Source organism: Rhizobium sp. BK176 (assembly GCF_024808055.1).
Window position 1 is genome coordinate 11,399 of sequence record NZ_JANUBV010000007.1, and the last position, 17,430, is coordinate 28,828.

General features: G+C 58.8%; 23 protein-coding genes. 10 read left to right on the forward strand and 13 right to left on the reverse strand.

What is annotated here, in order from left to right; genetic code table 11:
- Positions 1 to 17 precede the first annotated feature (17 nt).
- The 9 genes from FHT76_RS20920 to FHT76_RS20960 all read right to left on the reverse strand — a co-directional run bounded on the left by FHT76_RS20920 (position 18) and on the right by FHT76_RS20960 (position 6,200).
- Positions 18 to 1,103, reverse strand: coding sequence for a hypothetical protein (locus FHT76_RS20920; protein ID WP_259185784.1), 1,086 nt, complete (start codon positions 1,101 to 1,103; stop codon positions 18 to 20).
- Positions 1,100 to 1,621, reverse strand: a complete 522-nt coding sequence (locus FHT76_RS20925) for a hypothetical protein (protein ID WP_259185785.1) — start codon at positions 1,619 to 1,621, stop codon at positions 1,100 to 1,102. The genes FHT76_RS20920 and FHT76_RS20925 overlap by 4 nt, the downstream gene beginning before the upstream one ends.
- Entirely contained in the window at positions 1,618 to 2,100 is a 483-nt protein-coding gene (locus FHT76_RS20930) for a hypothetical protein (RefSeq protein WP_259185787.1), read from the reverse strand. Before FHT76_RS20930 ends, FHT76_RS20925 begins: the two co-directional genes overlap by 4 nt.
- On the reverse strand, positions 2,097 to 2,402 hold the full coding sequence (locus tag FHT76_RS20935; RefSeq protein WP_259185789.1) for a hypothetical protein: 306 nt from the start codon (positions 2,400 to 2,402) through the stop codon (positions 2,097 to 2,099). The genes FHT76_RS20930 and FHT76_RS20935 overlap by 4 nt, the downstream gene beginning before the upstream one ends.
- 180 nt (positions 2,403 to 2,582) lie before the next feature.
- Positions 2,583 to 2,900, reverse strand: coding sequence for a hypothetical protein (locus FHT76_RS20940; protein WP_259185790.1), 318 nt, complete (start codon positions 2,898 to 2,900; stop codon positions 2,583 to 2,585).
- Entirely contained in the window at positions 2,890 to 3,204 is a 315-nt protein-coding gene (locus FHT76_RS20945; protein ID WP_259185791.1) for a hypothetical protein, read from the reverse strand. Before FHT76_RS20945 ends, FHT76_RS20940 begins: the two co-directional genes overlap by 11 nt.
- The gene (locus tag FHT76_RS20950) at positions 3,197 to 4,033 is read right to left on the reverse strand and encodes a hypothetical protein (RefSeq protein ID WP_259185792.1); all 837 of its coding nucleotides are present in this window, start codon (positions 4,031 to 4,033) and stop codon (positions 3,197 to 3,199) included. The genes FHT76_RS20945 and FHT76_RS20950 overlap by 8 nt, the downstream gene beginning before the upstream one ends.
- A 188-nt stretch (positions 4,034 to 4,221) precedes the next feature.
- The gene (locus FHT76_RS20955; protein WP_259185793.1) at positions 4,222 to 4,830 is read right to left on the reverse strand and encodes a hypothetical protein; all 609 of its coding nucleotides are present in this window, start codon (positions 4,828 to 4,830) and stop codon (positions 4,222 to 4,224) included.
- On the reverse strand, positions 4,827 to 6,200 hold the full coding sequence (locus tag FHT76_RS20960; protein ID WP_259185794.1) for a replication initiation protein: 1,374 nt from the start codon (positions 6,198 to 6,200) through the stop codon (positions 4,827 to 4,829). The genes FHT76_RS20955 and FHT76_RS20960 overlap by 4 nt, the downstream gene beginning before the upstream one ends.
- A gap of 880 nt (positions 6,201 to 7,080) precedes the next feature.
- Here FHT76_RS20960 and FHT76_RS20965 point away from each other — a divergent pair.
- From FHT76_RS20965 to FHT76_RS20985, 5 genes are all read left to right on the forward strand, one after another.
- Positions 7,081 to 7,458, forward strand: coding sequence for a hypothetical protein (locus FHT76_RS20965; RefSeq protein ID WP_259185795.1), 378 nt, complete (start codon positions 7,081 to 7,083; stop codon positions 7,456 to 7,458).
- Positions 7,445 to 8,197: a hypothetical protein gene (locus tag FHT76_RS20970; RefSeq protein ID WP_259185796.1), complete on the forward strand. Its 753-nt coding sequence runs from the start codon at positions 7,445 to 7,447 to the stop codon at positions 8,195 to 8,197. Before FHT76_RS20965 ends, FHT76_RS20970 begins: the two co-directional genes overlap by 14 nt.
- A gap of 73 nt (positions 8,198 to 8,270) precedes the next feature.
- Entirely contained in the window at positions 8,271 to 9,842 is a 1,572-nt protein-coding gene (locus FHT76_RS20975; RefSeq protein WP_259185797.1) for a DNA cytosine methyltransferase, read from the forward strand.
- A gap of 57 nt (positions 9,843 to 9,899) precedes the next feature.
- The gene (locus FHT76_RS20980; protein ID WP_259185798.1) at positions 9,900 to 10,412 is read left to right on the forward strand and encodes a hypothetical protein; all 513 of its coding nucleotides are present in this window, start codon (positions 9,900 to 9,902) and stop codon (positions 10,410 to 10,412) included.
- Positions 10,413 to 10,480: 68 nt separating this feature from the next.
- Positions 10,481 to 10,750, forward strand: coding sequence for a hypothetical protein (locus FHT76_RS20985; protein WP_259185799.1), 270 nt, complete (start codon positions 10,481 to 10,483; stop codon positions 10,748 to 10,750).
- Here the strand turns inward: FHT76_RS20985 and FHT76_RS20990 are convergent.
- Positions 10,747 to 11,184: a hypothetical protein gene (locus FHT76_RS20990; RefSeq protein ID WP_259185800.1), complete on the reverse strand. Its 438-nt coding sequence runs from the start codon at positions 11,182 to 11,184 to the stop codon at positions 10,747 to 10,749. The genes FHT76_RS20985 and FHT76_RS20990 overlap by 4 nt on opposite strands.
- 316 nt (positions 11,185 to 11,500) lie before the next feature.
- Here FHT76_RS20990 and FHT76_RS20995 point away from each other — a divergent pair, with 316 nt between their 5' ends.
- The 4 genes from FHT76_RS20995 to FHT76_RS21010 are packed head-to-tail and all read left to right on the forward strand — an operon-like array spanning position 11,501 to position 14,370.
- A complete protein-coding gene (locus tag FHT76_RS20995) occupies positions 11,501 to 11,932 on the forward strand; it encodes a very short patch repair endonuclease (RefSeq protein ID WP_259185801.1) in 432 nt (143 codons plus the stop codon).
- Positions 11,919 to 13,067, forward strand: coding sequence for a DNA cytosine methyltransferase (locus tag FHT76_RS21000; RefSeq protein ID WP_259185802.1), 1,149 nt, complete (start codon positions 11,919 to 11,921; stop codon positions 13,065 to 13,067). Before FHT76_RS20995 ends, FHT76_RS21000 begins: the two co-directional genes overlap by 14 nt.
- 2 nt (positions 13,068 to 13,069) lie before the next feature.
- Positions 13,070 to 13,837 (forward strand): GIY-YIG nuclease family protein, encoded by a 768-nt coding sequence (locus FHT76_RS21005; protein ID WP_259185803.1) that lies wholly within the window; start codon positions 13,070 to 13,072, stop codon positions 13,835 to 13,837.
- Positions 13,837 to 14,370, forward strand: a complete 534-nt coding sequence (locus FHT76_RS21010; protein WP_259185804.1) for a hypothetical protein — start codon at positions 13,837 to 13,839, stop codon at positions 14,368 to 14,370. Before FHT76_RS21005 ends, FHT76_RS21010 begins: the two co-directional genes overlap by 1 nt.
- A gap of 173 nt (positions 14,371 to 14,543) precedes the next feature.
- Here the strand turns inward: FHT76_RS21010 and FHT76_RS21015 are convergent, their stop codons facing one another.
- From FHT76_RS21015 to FHT76_RS21025, 3 genes are all read right to left on the reverse strand, one after another.
- Positions 14,544 to 15,227 (reverse strand): hypothetical protein, encoded by a 684-nt coding sequence (locus FHT76_RS21015; protein WP_259185805.1) that lies wholly within the window; start codon positions 15,225 to 15,227, stop codon positions 14,544 to 14,546.
- A gap of 353 nt (positions 15,228 to 15,580) precedes the next feature.
- Positions 15,581 to 15,940 (reverse strand): HNH endonuclease, encoded by a 360-nt coding sequence (locus FHT76_RS21020; RefSeq protein WP_259185806.1) that lies wholly within the window; start codon positions 15,938 to 15,940, stop codon positions 15,581 to 15,583.
- Positions 15,941 to 15,951: 11 nt separating this feature from the next.
- Positions 15,952 to 16,881, reverse strand: a complete 930-nt coding sequence (locus FHT76_RS21025) for a hypothetical protein (RefSeq protein WP_259185807.1) — start codon at positions 16,879 to 16,881, stop codon at positions 15,952 to 15,954.
- A 134-nt stretch (positions 16,882 to 17,015) separates the two neighbouring features.
- Between FHT76_RS21025 and FHT76_RS21030 the strand changes: the two genes are divergently transcribed.
- Positions 17,016 to 17,405 (forward strand): hypothetical protein, encoded by a 390-nt coding sequence (locus tag FHT76_RS21030; RefSeq protein ID WP_259185808.1) that lies wholly within the window; start codon positions 17,016 to 17,018, stop codon positions 17,403 to 17,405.
- Positions 17,406 to 17,430 lie beyond the last annotated feature (25 nt).

Sequence of the window (17,430 nt, forward strand, 5' to 3'; positions counted from 1 at the left end):
TCGGCTATTTCCGACATCTACTTGTTGCGCTCGGCTTTCTGCTTAAGTCGCATCCGCTCGTATTCATCGTCGATAAGCCCGCGGAGATATCCATGCAGGAATTCCTCGTCTGAAGCTGTCAGCGGCTGCGCGGCGTACCCGCGCCATCCAGAGACCTCATCGCGGACGTAGCCGTCGAGAAATTCGACTTTCACGGCGGCACCCTTGACCGCGTCTTGGATGTACCAGCCAAATTCAATCAGGAGCTCCTTCTCGCGGCCGCTCATGTTCCAGGTGTCTTCATCGATGCGCATGCCGATCGGTGTCGAGCGAAGCGGATCGTCGCTCTCGTCCATCACATGCTGCGTCGGTCGCGGCCGCACGGGGTCCAAGCCGCGGCGCGGCTCGGCGGTTTCGGCGGGATACTCAGACATCAAAGCGCGACCCTTCGCGAGCAGGTCGTCAATGCGTGCGGCGTCGTCGTTCCAAGCCCACGGGTCCGCCCAGCGCCCATCGTCTTCCCGGAACTCACCCATTACGACTGCATGCTGATCGCACACCGTCTTCGCGAACCCCGACAACCGCAGCCGGCCAGACTCTCCGCAGAGCTCACACATAGACAAGCTGCGCAGCCGCACCTCTTCACGGAGCCGTTCGACTTCGGAGCGGCAGCCGCTCTGATCGTAGTCGCACCCGATGTGAACGACGCAACAGCCGAACTTTTCCTTTGCCCCGGCGATGCGCGCACGCCATCCCTCCGGATAAGTCCTGACACGGTCGGCAGCGTGTTGCAGCAAGGAGATCCATCCGATGCCCAGCGCGAAGTTGGCGTCGGCATCGATTACATCGCCGTTGTTGTGGCGAAGCTTCGAGAATGCCGTCTGACTTGCCTCACCCAGTGCGACGCGGATCCGCTGCCACGCTTCGTATCCGGCTTGCTCGCGCAGATATCCATGGTCTTCCGCCGTCAGCTCGATGAGATACTCAAACGCGCCGACGATGTAGGCCTCCCATTCCGCATCGGCAAAATGCGTGTGATTGGCGGCGTAGTGCATGGCTGTTTCGATGATGCGGTCCAGATACGCCCCGCGCAGCCATGCTTTTCGTTCGTCCGTCATCATCATGCGCTCATCCTTTTCCCTAACCGCACCCACCCCTCTGTCGTCCGCGCCATCTTCTTCGCGCGATTCAGAGAGAGGAGCCGCGTCCAGATCCACTGCACGTGATGCTCTGGATGATAGACGGTCCCGCCGAGGCTCCAAAAAGCCGGCACGCTGCCAGACTGAAAGAGGATCAGGCTCCAGGGCTGCATCAGCGGCGCCGACCACTGCTCCTCTTCCGTCGGCTCCGTTGCCAAGCACATCCGAAACTCAAGCGGCGGCACCAGTGCGCCTCCAGGAGACGTTAGTTCCAACAGTCGGCGGCCGACGTGGAAAAGCGTCCCGGTATGCCTGACGAGGTGCCAGCCTACGCGGCGACAGGTCTCGTCGTCGGGCTCCCACCAAATCGACAGCGCGCGCTCGATGTCCTCGTCGCGAAGAATTGCCTCGCATAGCAAAGATTCGCGATCCATGGATTCGATGGAGATGTGGCGCGGAACGCCGAGACCACGACGGCGGCGTCGAAGAGAGATTGCTGTCATCGCGCCCATTCCGGCGCCTCCGTTTCGACTAATGCGTCGCTATCCAGATCGTAGACCCACCACACGCCGCGCTCATCGCGAAAGGTGGTGGGCTCCGCATCGCACGGCTCCGCACGGTATCCATCGCGAACGGCGTGGTCTCCGCAGACTGTCGTCAGATAGCCGCGACGGTCGCTCCAAACGCCGGGTCGGCCACAGTACTCGCACGTGTGATAGCTGCGCGCCTCGGCGAGCAGATGAGCATCGGTGACCGCTTTGATGGAGGAAAGGGGTTCGTCATAGGAACCGTCATAGATGCGCAGGGAGCCCAACTTCTCCTTGATCTGCCGGACTTCGTAAGTCGCATCCGTAGGCAACTCGCGGTCGACGACCTCGAAATACGCATCAAGGATGCCGACCCATCCCTCGTGGCACTCAATAAGAAATCCCGGGCGGATGAGAAGCGGATATTTTGCTTTGAGGTCGGCGAAGGTCTTCATCGGAATCTCTCCGGCGGCTCGCTCGCGATCATCGAATCCGCCCCTTCGTCATAGCGGTACCATTGCCCGTCGCGGGCCTGCATGTAGCCGGACATCGGACCCTGCTGTCGTGTGCCCCATGACCGCTGGTCCGGCGAAGCATGCTCGTCGCACAGGCAGCGCCACCAAGCCATCCGATCCGGCGGCGGTCGACGGACGTAGCCGGCGGCACCGCAGACCTCACAGACGTAGCTGCTTTTGATCTCCGCCTTGGCCTTGGCCAGACGCGCAGCGGTGACCTCGGTGTCGGACCATAGGCGCATGCAGCCCCACTTTTCCTTGATTTCGTGGACGGCCAGGGATGGTCGTGCGGCAGCGCCTCGGCCACAAATCCGCGGACGAGAGGCAGCCAGCCGATACCGACATCGACCCACTTCGCGCTGTCGAAAACACCAGGGTAATCGGCGATGAGGTCGTCTTTCTTGATTCGTGGAAAATCTGCGTCAGGCATCGGCATTGAGGTACTCTTTCTCGCATTCGTCGCACGTGATCTGTTTGCGCTCCCCACGGTCGCGGCCATATCCAGATCCGCAGCACATGCACGTCGTCAGCGAACGAGTGACGTAAATCTGCACTAGGCGATCAAGGCGGAGGCGTTCGGCGGGATCGAGGTCGCCGTCGGCGAGACGGATGTGCAGCCACCCGCGGTCGGACGTTATCTCAGTGACAGCGACGCCCGGATAGCTCTTCAGCAGCGCGAGGCGCAGGTCGTGGACGAGATCGAACCAGCCGAGCGGCATGGGTGAGTTCTCAATCATCATCGGTCTCCTCTTCGAAGATTTCTCGAAAGCGCTGCTCGAATCGCCAGAACGAAATTTCGTGACACAACGCCTCTCCGCTCCGCGGGTCGACGGCATCGGTGTATTCGATATCGATCCGAGTCTGGCCGGACGCCGTCGCGAAGATCCTGACGATGCGCACCTCGCGGTCGATGCCGTCCTCGTGCATGACGCGGAGCATGCTGTCGAGCGCCCGGATCTGGCAGTCGTGCAGCCGGAGCCGATCACGGGGTGGGACGGCATCACCGTGCGAAGCGACGAGGAAACCGTATTCGTCATCAGTCATGGCGATCGGCTTCCGAGAGGTCCATCTCCCAGTCGACGAGCAATTCGTCCAGCGTGCGCTTGTCGGTATCGGACAGGCTCGCATCGAGCTGACGGACAACAGTCACCCAGCCGCGGTCGCGTGTCTCGATTCCGATGATGCGTACAGACTGCAGCAGGCCGCGCGCATCGAGGTCTGCATACATGCTCCACAGCATCGGCTGCAGAACGTGGCGGCAGCGAAAGGACTCCAGCGGGGGCACGGTGGCACCGAAAGCGGTTACCATTGACTGATGCCATGACGGCTCTACGGACACGAGAGACTCCTTGAGTTCGCGAAAGGTCGCGGGCGCGAAGTGCATATCGGGACAATCGATGCCGACATCACGGCTGCGCCCGAGCGGCGGCAGATTGCCGTGGCTGTGACCGAAAAGATGATAGCTGCCGTGATGCGCAGCAGGCCACGTGCGGCAGCCGTAGTGGTGCAGGTAGATCCGGCAGCTATCATCGTGCGTCTCGAGCGCGGCCGTCGGCGGCTGGTCCCAAGGCAGATCCACAAGGATCTTGCGAACGCGACCCTTGCGGTCCAAGTCGTGGTTGCCGACGATTAAGACTTTGCGGCTGCGGATTTGATGGAAAAGGTGGCGGACATACTCCGGATCCGACGAGATCGCGAAATCGCCGACGATGTAAAGGATGTCGGATGCCGAGACACGGTCGTTGATACGGCGGACGATGGCGGCATCCATCTCTTCGACGGAATCGAAGGGGCGCGTTACGGGGCAGTGCTTGAGGATGCCGTGATGGCCGAGATGAAGGTCAGCGGAATAGAACTTGCGAGTGAAGGACATGCTGGACTCCTGAAGATAGATAAACGAAAGCGGATCCGCGCGCGGCGGCATCAGGCTATTCGGGCTATCTTCAGTCCAGTCATTGAGTGATCCCCTTATCCGGGAATCCGTATAGCATAGACCCGGAGGAGTTGTGAGCCCCTCTCGGAAAGAAAGGCGCCGGCAGGGTTAAAGCTTCGCGATCGGCATCATGGATAGGTCCGTGATGTCTCAAACGCGATGCGCTGTTGATAGGACGCGCGCGACAAGGCTTCGATTTCGGCGCGTCTCGCAACGGCACGAGCCTCATCTCCCTCGTCACGCTTAGTGCAGCGTGCGATTTCCAGTGGCTTATATTCCTTCGTCGCTTTCGCAATCTGGGAAGCTGTGTAGCCAACCTTGGCTCCATGCCGGACGATCCAGTCCGTCGCCGCCCAGGGTGTCATGAGATCATAGGACAGGCGCAGCTCTTCCGCCGTCATTTGCATCCACTCAGGAACATCTCGCGTATCCTTTCCGGATGGGCATCGATCGACTACGCGGCTGACGGCGGTATTCAGAACGGCGGCTGCAGCTTCGAACTCGTGCTTAGGCATCCTAAGCACACGCTTCGCGATATCGAGTGCAACGCCGAACTGGTCGTTGACGCTGGATCGGATGAAATCTTCAGGCTCCGCCATGGACTCGAGCTGCGCGCGGATAGATGCGATCAATCGTTCAAAGCTAGCACGATGCTCGTGTTCCTGCGCAGCTTCTTCGGCAGCCATCGCTAGGAGATTGGCTTTCAGGGTCTTCTTGGTGAGGTTCTTCTTGCTCATGCTGCGTACTCCATGTCTTCGATGATGTCCTGATTGGCATGCAGAAGCAGCGCCAGGTCGCGTTCGGTCGCCGCGACATTGATGTGGTGCTGATGTTGCGTGCCGGCGACGTTCCAAAGGATGCGAATTGTCTTCGCCGAAGATCCTGTCCAGAGGTGATCATCGATGGCGGACGCTGCCGTCTCGAGATCGTAACCGTCGGCGAGGGTTACGAGGATCGTGCTTGCGGCGTCGAACTCGACCTCGACATCATCGTCCTCTTTGCGAGCCTCCTGCTGCATCACCCACTCTTCGAACGCAACCTTGAGGCCTTCACGCTGCATCAGATTCATGATGCCTTCGTCCGCGAAGGCTTCTGTCCACAACGTCGCGACTGCAGTCACCGGCTGACGGAGGCGGGTAGCCGCCCGGCGCAACGCGTCTTCGCCAGGCATCTCCGTCGCGAGGTCGACTGCAGCGTCGGCGGCAATGCGGCGCACGCGAGTACGACTGCTCCTCTCCATGTCTGCCTTGCGAAATTCGTCGGGTGTCCTGGTCGTGGGGCCAACGGTGATGATGATTTGAGAGACGGGACGGCCACGCGTCGCGGCACGGACGTATTCGCAGGATACCGAGAAGCGGCGAACGTGTGCCTTGATGTCGGAAAGCACTGGCAGCAGCACGCGGCTCTCGAAGTTCGAGAACTTGAACGCGCCCTTGGGCTGCCAACCGAGTTCAACAGCAAGCTCCTCCGGAGTCCAACGCATATCGGGGCGGAGTGTGCGGCCGGACATTAGCGCCAACTTAGGATACAGCCTCCAAGTGTATTTCGATGTGAAGAGAGGATATGCGGCGATCTCCGTCATAGCCCATATCCCATCGCCGAGGATTGCCCTGCGGACGGACGGATGCATCGAGTATGTGATGGAGCGCTCTCCCGAGAACGTACCGACGTCTTCCTCAATGTGGAGCAGCGGGACTCGGCGGGCAATTCTGTGCTTGCCTTCGTCCGGATTCATGAACTCGTATGAGACCCAGGTCTTCGTGAGATCGTCGATGCAATCGCGCAGCCTAGATGTCTTGTCGATCTTCAGGAATGTCTTCGCGTCTTGAAAGGAAACGAGGTGCTCCTCCTTCGAAGTCATCTCTGGAAGCGCCCGAGCAAGGAGATACTCATAGAGAGCTGCTGATGTCGACGTCATAGCCTCGGCGGGAGTGTCGCCCTCACGGTCGCCGAAATATCGAACTGAATTGATGAGCGCCGAATGCTTCTCGGCCAGCGGATCCCTGTCCTGTTCCGGGCGGTCGCTCGCGAGCACGAGGCGGATGTCGCCTTTCACGCGCTTGCGCTCTGATCCCGCCACTCCTTTCTTGCGAAAAAATCTCGTCATGTCGTCCTCCTGTACTAACAATGGTCAGTGCCGGCGGAGATTGGCGCAAGGGGTCCTAGCTACATTTTGTCCGAAACTGAGCTTAAATAAACCGTCCCGTAGTGATGATGTATGTCTCGTCTCAAAGATGGCTGGGATGTAGCTGAGACGGACAAAATGTAGCTGAGACAGCCGGATTCGCGGACAAAATGTAGCCAAAACACGTTGACGACACTTGGTGGCTGCAAGGCCAAATCAGTGTCAACTCTCGGGAATGCGAAAAGAATATACCTCGGTCCTCGGCATGGATGTGAATCCGCTCCTGGCTGGGATGAACCTTTCGGTTCTCGTGGGCGCTACACTACCGTTTCGCTCGACCAGCTCCGCCGGTCCCTTATTGTCGTAGTGACGAGCCGAAGGCTTTGTCGCTTGCAACGCCGACCGAGACACTTCCCGTAGTGATGGAGGGTGAAGGTCATGCCGAGGCAAGCCGATCCGAGGAACGAGTTGGGACGCAGCGCGACAGAGCGCTGGAGAGCGGGCCTGCGGACAGCCGCGGTGCCTGAGGCATGCCACGTCGACACGGCAGTCGCTGCAGCGGTTTCCGTCGCGTTGGCACGGCTCCAGGAATCTGGGGAGGATCTACCCGCCCCGATTAAGGCGGTCCTCGCCGACACTCTCAGACTTCTGGAGTCCCGGGGCTACGATGCTTTAGCGTCGAAGCGGAAGACTATGGGTCGCCTACTGTACCGCCGAGACCGAGCCGCATTGCGGAAATCCGCCGAGAAAGCGTCGAGGAGCAAGTCACTATGACGAGAATCTTGATTGTCGGCTCCCCCCATTACTCCGCGATTCAGAATCAGCGATCCAGGCATTTCAGTAGTGACGCGGGAGGTTCCGCATGAGGCACTTCCGTCCTCCAGCATCCTCCCGTGATCCTCGCTACGGCAAGGCTCGTGAAGCTCTGCTCGTCCTTGGCGCTGTCGCTGCGGAAGACGCCGACTATGCGACGAAGCAGAACGGCCGAGGCTTCAGCAAGTCCGACTCCACAAAAGGTCACGACATGGCGCGGATGAGTGTGACGTCCGTCCTCAGCAGCAATGCGACGTTCGAAGAAGTCACGAAGCTCGCCGCCCGCTATCGTCGCCAAGCCGGCACCAGTGATCATCTGACCGCTGGAATTCTCCGTCGGTTTCCTTCGACTTGGCCCCGGCTGCTGCGCGAACAACCGCGGACCCGGGGCTTCTTTTTGCGGGAGGTAGGACATGGCGAAGGATGACGTTTTCTCGTTCGATCTGCGCGGCTTTGAGAAGACGCTGACTCGTATCGAAAGGCAGGTATTGCCGCAGGCGCAGGCCGGGCTTCTCAACAGTATTGCATTTGGCGCAAGAAAGAGCCTCCTTGCGTATGCTGACAAGACAATCCAGGGAAAGCCGACCGCATGGACGCGGAAAGGATTCGTCGTCGATAAGGCCACACCTGAATCCTTGGAGGCCGTCGTCCGGATCCAGCCGCAGCAAGCCACCTATATCACATACCTCATCAACGGCGGCGTCCGGAGAAAGGGCGATGTCGGTACAACGCCGTATGATGTCCTGACCGATGCCCCTGACGGCGAGAAGAATGCATTCGGCAACCTGAAGCGAGGCTATCTTAAGCGCATCGCGAGGCAGGCCAAGGCCGAGAAGACGAAGCGTGCTCGACTGGCCACCAAGCGCGCCAAGGTCCGCGCCGCAGGAAAGCCGACAGGCCCCGCGCGATGGGCAGCAAACAATGCCGCAGGGAAACCCGGCATCTTCTTCGGCAGGATCGGCAATCAGAAGGGATACTGGCAGCGGGCCACCAAGCGCGATGGCGACTATAATCTCAAGCTGCTGGCGCGCATGTCCGACGAAGCGATATACAAGCCGACATTCCGTTGGGACGATACGATCTCGGCATCGATCAAGAGTTCTGACCTTGTGACGATCCACAGCGCCGAAATCACCCGCGCCCTGCGCAAGCTCAACGACGACTGAATCCTGCCGGCGGCGTTTACCTCGGCTCAACGGTCCCGCACTATCAGTCATGGAAACATCCATGGGTCTGAGAATGAGAGCGTTTGAAGTTTACAGTGGCGTCGGCGGTATGGGGATCGGCTTCGAGGCTGCAGGAATTCAGGTATCTGGCGGCATAGATGCGTGGGATCGGGTGTCGCATGTCCGCCGTGCGAACGACATGTACTACAACTGGGCGGACGCGACCGACATCTCCTCGCTCGCGTCGCAGATCGTGAGATACAATATCGAAGCCATTATCGGCGGGCCGCCCTGTCAGGACTTTTCGAAAGGTGGCAAGCGACAGGCGGGAATGAACGCGAAGCTCACGAGATCCTTTGCGCTGCTCGTTGCCGCAGCGTCGACCGAGTGGTTCGTTTTTGAAAATGTCACCGAAGCCGCGGCATCGGAGGAATATCTGGATGCCCGGGAGATCTGGACGCGAAGCGGATACGGTCTGACGGAGTTGTTTCTCGATGCATCGTCGTACGGAGTCCCTCAGGCTCGTCATCGTCTGATCGTTATCGGTCGCCGTGGAGCGGCGCCGCAATTCCTAGAGGGGCCAATCCTCAAGGCCGCCTCGCCAGAGCGACGATCTGTCAGGAGCATATTGGATCCGCGTGATCCTGACGACGCCCATCTTCTGGAGATCGGATACTACTTCACGCGTCCTTTCGCCGATGGCCCAGGCGTTCGAAGCATTGATGAACCAGCACCCGGCGTGAACAAGTCCTTCAGGCAGCCGCCCTACGGTAAGGACAAGACCCGCGAGAATCCGAAAGACGTCATTCCCGCGACTGAGGCGCACGAGCTCACACAGGCGCAGACTGCGCGTATCCAGGGCTTTCCACGCGATTTCCGCTGGTATCCGACTGATGTGAAAGTAGCGATCGATGACGTGGATCGAATGATTGCGAACGCGGTGCCACCCGCTTTTGCGTACCACATCGCCATGGCAGTGCTTGAACGACACGAGGGCGGGATTTACAAGATCAACAAAATGCTCAGGCCACACCTAGAAGCGAAGGGCGGCCTAAAGAAAGACGTGATCGAGAACATCTGCTCGGCAGCGAACAGGGCGAGAAAGCTCCTTGGGGGCCGCACATATCCAGATATCCGTATTGAGGTAGCAGCACTCGATGGTGTATTCGACCGCATGCAGCTCGCGTGGGACGACAATGCAAAGCTACCGCCAGAGCAGCGCAATCCTCATGTTGAAAAGCCATTCACCGTCCGGCAGCAGAGTGATCTGCGCGCGGCACTAAGGCATCTTGCGTCGATACCGAGAGAGGAATCGGAAGTCGAACAGGCTATCGAGAAAGCTCGGAAGCAACGCGAGGAGGCTCGCAAGCGAAGGTCGCCGATGTTCGCGCGAGCGCGAAAAGGCTGGAAGCCAAAGTGGACTATCGCCGATCTGCTGCATAGCCCTGCGCCTCGATACCGTCCGAGGCTGCGCGTGGACGAGAAGGAAGTGTCGCTCAACAGATCCAAGCAGTCGCAGCGCGATCGCACCGATCTCGACTGGACGAATCCCGCACTTGCGGAAGACCTTGAGCGCTACCGCCCGGACCTGCATCCGGAGGATTTCAACGACTCCTTCCACCGTTCCGACGATCCCCAGGACTGACTTGCGCCACGCGCCGCCGGCACCAATCATTCTCGTACGACATCGAGGAGGATTGTCATGCACGCAGCCATTATCGAACGCTTTCCCACCTGGACTATTCGCGCCAGTGCTCAGTCAACTCCGCGGATCGACTGGCTCCAGATCGGACTGGAGCACGACGTCAGGAAGATGATCGACGTGTGGCAGCGACATCTTTTCCGGCAGGTGACGACGCAGTGTGATCTGCTCGCGCTGCCGGACGACAATGGTGTCATGTGGCAGCTCTACCGCCGTCTCATTGCCAATGAGCTGCGACAGGATCTCGTCCGCGTGCGCGATGGCTATGTTTCCATCGACAAACAGCAGCTCGGCGATCTCCGCGAAGGACTCGCGCTGCTCGCCGAATTCCTCGAAGACGACCATCCGCCGCATCTACATGTCTGGGACGTGGATGCTTGGGATTACGTCCGCCGGGTCGATGCGCCGCCGCCAGTTGTTGATCGCCGTGAAGCCCGCGCGATGTACGGCCAAATCGAACTCATTAACGGATTAGCGGCCGACAACGTGCTTTTCCTCCGGGGCGACGCATAATGGCACCCCGCAAGCAAAGGCCTACGGCCAGTGTGGTTCTCACGGACTCCGCTACAGAGCAGCCCGCCATGAGCTATCTCGCAAATCCTGTAGCCGTGGCTCATGCGACACCGAAGACCCGAGACGACATCGCCCTCCGTGATGCCGTCCGCAAGGCTCTCGCCGACACGGAAGCCATGGTCGTTGAATTCGTGGCCGGCCAGACGGCGGAAGGATTCAGCCTTGCCGAAATCGATGCTCTCTACGTGCTGGAGCCGCCGCTTATGCTCGGGTATCGCGTCGATGGCGGGCGGATTCGCGTGTCATATGATAGCCGGATCGTAGAGCGCTCGGCTTAGTCGAGCCGCTTGCACTCATGCTTCCATGGATCACTGACGACGGTGTCGAAATCAACAAGTCCACCCGCTGTCGTGTATGCCGACCGCACGTTGGCGAAATCGACGTCGAGCATCATGACCGGAGATTCGAACGGGTTGTCGGAGTAGTCAGTTGCAAGTCCGACGACACGGAGCAAATCCTTCGACTGCCATACAATCTTCCAATCGGATCCCGTAGGAATCGGGAACTTGCCCGTCTTGTTCTCTTCCGGCTGCTTGGTGAGGTCAATCTTCAGGCTGCCAACGTTCAGGTCAGCCGTGATCGTGTAGACGAAGCGCTCCGCCTTGTAGCCGTCGGATCCGATCTGGTATCGCTCGCATTCCATGGCCTTCGTGGCGGCGAAGGAAGGAGTCGCGCAAACAAGAGCGCTCAAGGTGAGGAGATATCTGCACATGGATTTCCTGTATTTCACCCGACGGGCCGATCCTTGCTGATGCCGTACCTATTGCCGACGATGCCGCCGACGAGTCCCAGGATGACGGCCGCAGGTACGCCCGTCGCGCCTCCCAGTGCTGCGATGCCCACGCCGCCCACGAGCAATCCGAATACGCACCAGCCGCAGCCCCGATCAACGACCACCGCGTCTCTGCGGGACGCGCCTTTGCGGCTGCGGCAACTTTGCGCGCGTTCGACTCCAATCTTTGCTTCATGTCCCCTCCGACCCTATCTCAGGGCATCGACAATATCCTTTTGCAACCTTTTCGCTAGCCATGACCGATACCCTCGATCCGAAATCCCGATCAGAACGCATGTCCCGGATTCGAGGCAAGGATTCGAAGCCGGAACTTGTCGTGCGCCGTCTCGTCCACGGCATGGGGTTTCGGTATCGTCTCCACCAAAAAGAAGTGCCCGGGAAGCCAGACTTGGTGTTTGGTAGTCGAAAAAAAGTAATTTTCGTGCACGGTTGTTTCTGGCATCGACACGGCGATTCGTCGTGCAAACTCGCGCGCCTTCCGAAGTCTCGCCTTGACTTCTGGGTGCCGAAGCTCGAACGAAACGCTCAACGCGATGCCGAAAACAGCGCCCGTCTGAAGGCGCTGGGATGGGACGAAATGGTCGTCTGGGAGTGTGAGGTCCGCAAGTCGAACCTTCCGCAGCTCGGCGACAGAATACGGAAGTACCTTTGCGATGAAGTCGATTGAGCTATTTGCAGGAGCCGGTGGACTAGGACTCGGGCTGCACTCGGCAGGTTTCAAGCCTGCGAGTGTCGTTGAGTGGGACGACTACTGCGTCGACACTATCCGCGAAAACCAGAAGCTGGGCATGCAGGCCGTTAAGGGCTGGAAGGTCAAGCACGGAGATGTGCGTGACGTCGAGTTCAGCGCGTTCAAGGACAAGATCGGCTTGGTGTCTGGAGGTCCGCCGTGCCAGCCGTTCTCCATGGGCGGCAAGCATGCGGCCTATGATGACCACCGCGACATGTTCCCCCAGGCTATCCGAGCCGTCCGGCAAGCCCAGCCGCGGGCCTTTATATTCGAGAACGTCAAAGGACTTACGCGCGCCAGCTTCCGGAATTATTTCGAATACATCCGCCTACAGTTGTCCCACCCGGACATCATCAAGGGCACCGAAGAATCCTGGCAGGACCACCTGTCGCGGCTTGAGCAGCACCACACCAGCGGCAGCCGTGAAGGACTCAACTACCGCGTCGTCACGCAGCTCCTCAATGCTGCGAACTATGGCATCCCCCAGAAGCGCGAACGCGTCTTCTTCGTTGGCATCCGTGAGGATCTCGGTAAGGCGTTCCACTTCCCCCACGAGACGCACTCCCGCGAGTCCTTGATTTGGGATCAGATCAATGGCGAATACTGGGAACGGCACCGTGTGGCCAAGAAGGATCGCCCAGAGATTGCCGCGAGCGACCGCATCAGCAACATGTCGATGCCGGACGAGCTGCCCTGGCGCACCGTTGCCGATGCTCTCATCGGCCTTCCGGATCCTACAAAGAAGATCCCGTCGGACATCATCGTGCACAATCATCGCTTCCAGCCCGGTGCGCGCTCATACCCCGGGCATACAGGAAGCCCCCTTCACGAGCCTGCGAAGACGCTCAAGGCGGGCGTCCACGGCGTTCCCGGCGGAGAGAACATGCTTCGCCGTCCCGATGGCAGCGTGCGTTACTTCACTGTTCGCGAGAGCGCCCGTCTGCAGACTTTCCCGGACGATTACGTCTTCCATGGATCCTGGACGGAGACGATGCGGCAGCTCGGGAACGCCGTTCCTGTTGAACTCGCCGCCGTCGTAGGACGCAGCGTCGCCGCTCAGATCGGAGTCTGAGAGTGGCGGAGGGGTATCGCGAATTCGAGTTCGATCTTCCGACAGCGTTGCTTAACAGCCTCGTAAACGTGTTCGCGAACATGGAGTCCGCTTCGCTCACACCCGAGCACACCGCTCATGTAGCTGACGAGCAGGGTGTTTATCAGCTCCTCCTTGATGGGCAGGTTGTCTACGTCGGTAAGACGGACGCTGACTCGGGTCTGCGTGGCCGCCTTCGCAAACACTCGTGGACTATTCAGCACCGTTTAAACCTCAAGCCAAGCGACGTTCAGTTCAAAGCCGCGCGCGTCTTCGTCTTCACGGCCATGGATCTGGAAAAGCTGCTTATCCGGTACTACGAGTCCACGTCGGGCGATGTGTGGTGGAACTCTTCAGGTTTTGGATCCAACGATCCGGGGAGGAATCGAGACAAGACAGAACTGAAGGAAAAGGGGTTCGATGCTCAGTACCCGATCGACCTCGATTATCCAGTAGACATCGCTGGCGACGGCGGGGTCCCCGCGACCCGAGTACTTGAAGCACTGCGAGCGCAGCTTCCCTACACGCTGCGTGCCCAAGGCAAATCGAAGGGGTCCCGAAAGGCTCATGCAGAACTCGAAGCCGCAATTGTCCCGACGTTCGTTGTGAAGCCGGCGACGACGAGACAGGTCATCCTGTCAGTGCTCAATGTGCTGCCGCCTGGCTGGCAAGCTACTATGCTGCCGGGACGTATCATCCTCTATAAAGAGAACGAGCACTACAATGCGGGCGTGGTGATAGGCCGATCCTGATGGCGAAGCAGCCTGAGCTTTTCGGCGTTATTCCCGACATGCTCATCGTTTCGGTTGCGGATCGCTACCTTCAAGCAGCGGTCGTTCTGAGGTCGAATCCTGCAGCCAACCTCCTCGCGCTCCCCGTTATCAACGCGGCAATCATAGCCGTCGAGCTCTATCTAAAATCCCTGAACGCGACGACGGTCTACTCGAAGATCAGTGATCCTGATGGCTTTCGGCAGTTGCATTCAAAGGCAATGAGCCGGGACCACCATCTTTCCGGCCAGTATGAAGACCTTGATTTCGATGTCCGATGGAAGTTGGAGGATTCCTGGCGGATTGCCGACGATTTTCGGTTTGAGCCACGCACTCTCCGCCTGCTGTTGAAGGAATTCGACGGAGTATTTCAGAAGACCCGCTATCCGTTCGAAGAAAACAATGGGGTCGATGGAGTGAACACCGACAGGCTTGTATCGCTTGCTCGCTTCTTGAAAGAGTTCATCTACGAGCACGAAGAGGAATTCTTTGCCTGGAACCGCCGACCTGTCTGATTTCGGGCGGCGTTTGCGCCGACCGTCTCCACGGCACACTATCCTTTCAGGCACCAACGACAGGGAGGATGTGATGCCGCAAAGAGGAGACCTTCGCGAGAAGGATAGGAAGACAGAAGTCTGGCACCACGAGCTGGGCTGGATCTCGAGTGATCTGAGCGGATGCGTTGCAGTCAACGGCGGCCGTACTTCACATCGAAAAGTGGTTCTTCCATCCACGCCGTCAACAACTCGACCTGCTCGATCGCCTGGTAAAGCGTCTCCTGAGTGACGACGAGGGAGAGGCCAAACCAGGGGTGATCGAGGATCTGGTCAGCCTCAATCATGCGCTTCTCGTCCTCACTCAGGAAAAACGGCATTGGATGCTTCTTGCGGACTTCAGGGTTGTGCTCCAGCCCCATGTCGTGGATATGCTTGGCGTGTTGGGCGTCATTGCGGGCCAGAACAACCTGCTCGATCACCTCCCAATTGGCGGGGCAATCGCTCCAGTCCGTCTTCAGCAGGTGGCCGAAGCAGACCTTGTAGCCGTTGACGAAGCCCTTGCCTTTCTTCCGGCTGAACTCATCGGGCAGTTGCTTTGCACACTGAACTCCTAATTCGCGTTCCCACGTCATAAAATATAGTTTCAAGGACTCCGAGAGCATCGAAACGCAGGTAGCCCCTAGTATCTCCAACGATGTCTTCGCCTCGCTCCATTCCTCCAGGAAGGGCGGCTCGCCGTCTTCGCTATATGGCGGTTCGTAGGGATCTTCTCCAGCCTCGATCTTGCGGATGATTTCCCGAAACGGCTCCGCAGCCGTCTCGTAGTGCCGCCTGATGAAGCCAGTCCTTAGCCTAAGGAACTCGTTTACTTCCATTTCCAGTCCCTTCCTTTTCGGTCGACCCTCGCATCCCTCTCGCCGATCGCGCACCATCCGCAATCTCGAACAGCGCGGTCTCGCGATCGCATCTTAAGAGCCACGACCTCCATCCGCCGCCCGGCACCAGTTCGGCGGCGGATTTGCACTGAGCGCTGCCTACGGAGTGCGGGTCCTGCCACCAAACACGCGGCAGACAAACCACGCACCAGGCGTGGAACATGAGACCACATAGCCATCTCCACGGAGATCGCCTAGCCATTCCGTGGTTAGGTCAATGCTTTTCGCACGGTTGTAGCCCACCAAACTGGCTTCGTATGTTTCGAAAATGAATTCCTCTTTGCGGGACATGCCTACCGCTTCAGCCGCCCAGCATTCTTGTTGAAATTGCACTGGTAGCATTCGGCCTGCAGGTTGCCGATGTCGTTCGTGCCGCCATCAAGAACGTGAATCTTATGCCCCTTCGTCCACGTGTATTTGTATCGTGTGTCCGGGCGCTTCGGGATCACATCCCACGGCCGGTCGCATTCAGAGCAAGTGGGGCTCGCAGCAAGCAGTGCTTTCCATTCGGCAGCGGTGTGCTTTCCGCCGTTCGCCTTGATCCTCTCCTGCCGAACTTTTCCCCGGGCATTCCGGCAGTCCATGCAGCGATCCCAGGAGTTAAAGCGAGTGCCGCCGCACTTGGTGCATTTCTTGATGTTGATCGCGTCCATTCCTGTCGCCCCTACGCGGCGGTATCCCCTGACTGTTCCTGCTCTGGCCCCAGATTCTCAAAGAACTTTTTTGCGCCGGCTTCGCGAATCCCATTCTCGAGTGCTTCCGCCATGCTCTCGAAGATGTTGCAAAGTTTACGGAGGTAGTCACTCGAGATGTCCATGTGCCGATTGCCTTCCTTGTCAAACCCATTGCGGTGGACGCAATCATGGCGCTTGGCAACCGAGGCAATCACCATTGTTCGGTCGTCCTTGTTTGCGGGCAGAATTCGCGCTCCAAAAGCCCGCTCGCAGATCCCGTGCACCGCAGGCAGATTGTGGAATGAAAACCTCTGGAGGGCCTCCTTGATCATATCTTGGACGATGGTCGGCTTGTCGAGAATTGTTTTCAAGTTGACTTGCTTATCCTTGAGGACATCCAGCTTGAGCATGTGCCGCTGGATCTCCTTATCCGCAAGGGCGGCGCCAATGATGGAGTCGGAAAGGTAAGCCTCGGCGATCGAGTACAGGGTACTGAACAGCATGCGATTCCGACTGCTAAAACCGTCCATGGTAGCGAATTCGTCGACGTTGTTTCGCCACTCCTTCAGGGCGTCGACGAAAATTCCATACGCCTCTGGCTCTGGAAGCGGCTCGTACCACTCGTCCGGTATTCCAGGCAGAGACAGTGAGACTTTGGTGTCCTCATTCTCGTCTAGTTGGGCCGAGAGTTCACCGCGGTGCTTTGAGATTCTTACAGTCCATTCGTGGGCATCTTCTGAATTCAAGCAAGCAACTCGGTGTGAGACTTCGCCGGTCCATTCTTCAGGAGGCAGCACGTAGGCGGCGGCAGGATGCCCGCACCGGGGACAGATGAAGCCGACTTCTAGCTCGCGGTCGGCCTCGAAGTCGTAGTCTTCTGGAAACCCGTCATCTTCTAGGGATGATCCAAACCCATCCATCGCTGCATCCTCTGTTTGTGTCATTGCATTCTGGCTACCACCGCACGCTTTCAGAAGCGTGAATTCCTGCCGGCGTTTGCACGAGGCACGTCGGGCGCACACGATCATATTCATCGAATGCGAAGGAAACGGCGATGGGTGTGATCAGGTGGGGGGATTATTCCGAGTTCGGTGACGGTATCTGGGGCTATCTCGGATCTGACATCGTGTGCGCGATCAAGGCAACAAAGGTCGGCAGTCTCGAATGTGAGATGCTCAAGATCCAGGATGCTTGCCCGGGAAAGCACGCCGCCAAGTTCAGAGCTCGCCCGGAGGATTACATGCGCGTCGAATGGATGCCGCCAGCTCGTGGCCACATCCCGCCGGTTCAAGAGGTCATGGCCTTCATGATGGCCGTGCAGGCAGGATTCACGTCCCGCGAGCAGGTCGCCGCAGAGTTCGGCAGTTCGGCTACGACATCGAGGAAATCGCTCTGCAGAATGCGAAGGGCTCCGCGAGAGCTGAGAGCTTCGTCTGCCCTATAGCGTATACGAGGGCGCAGGTGAAATG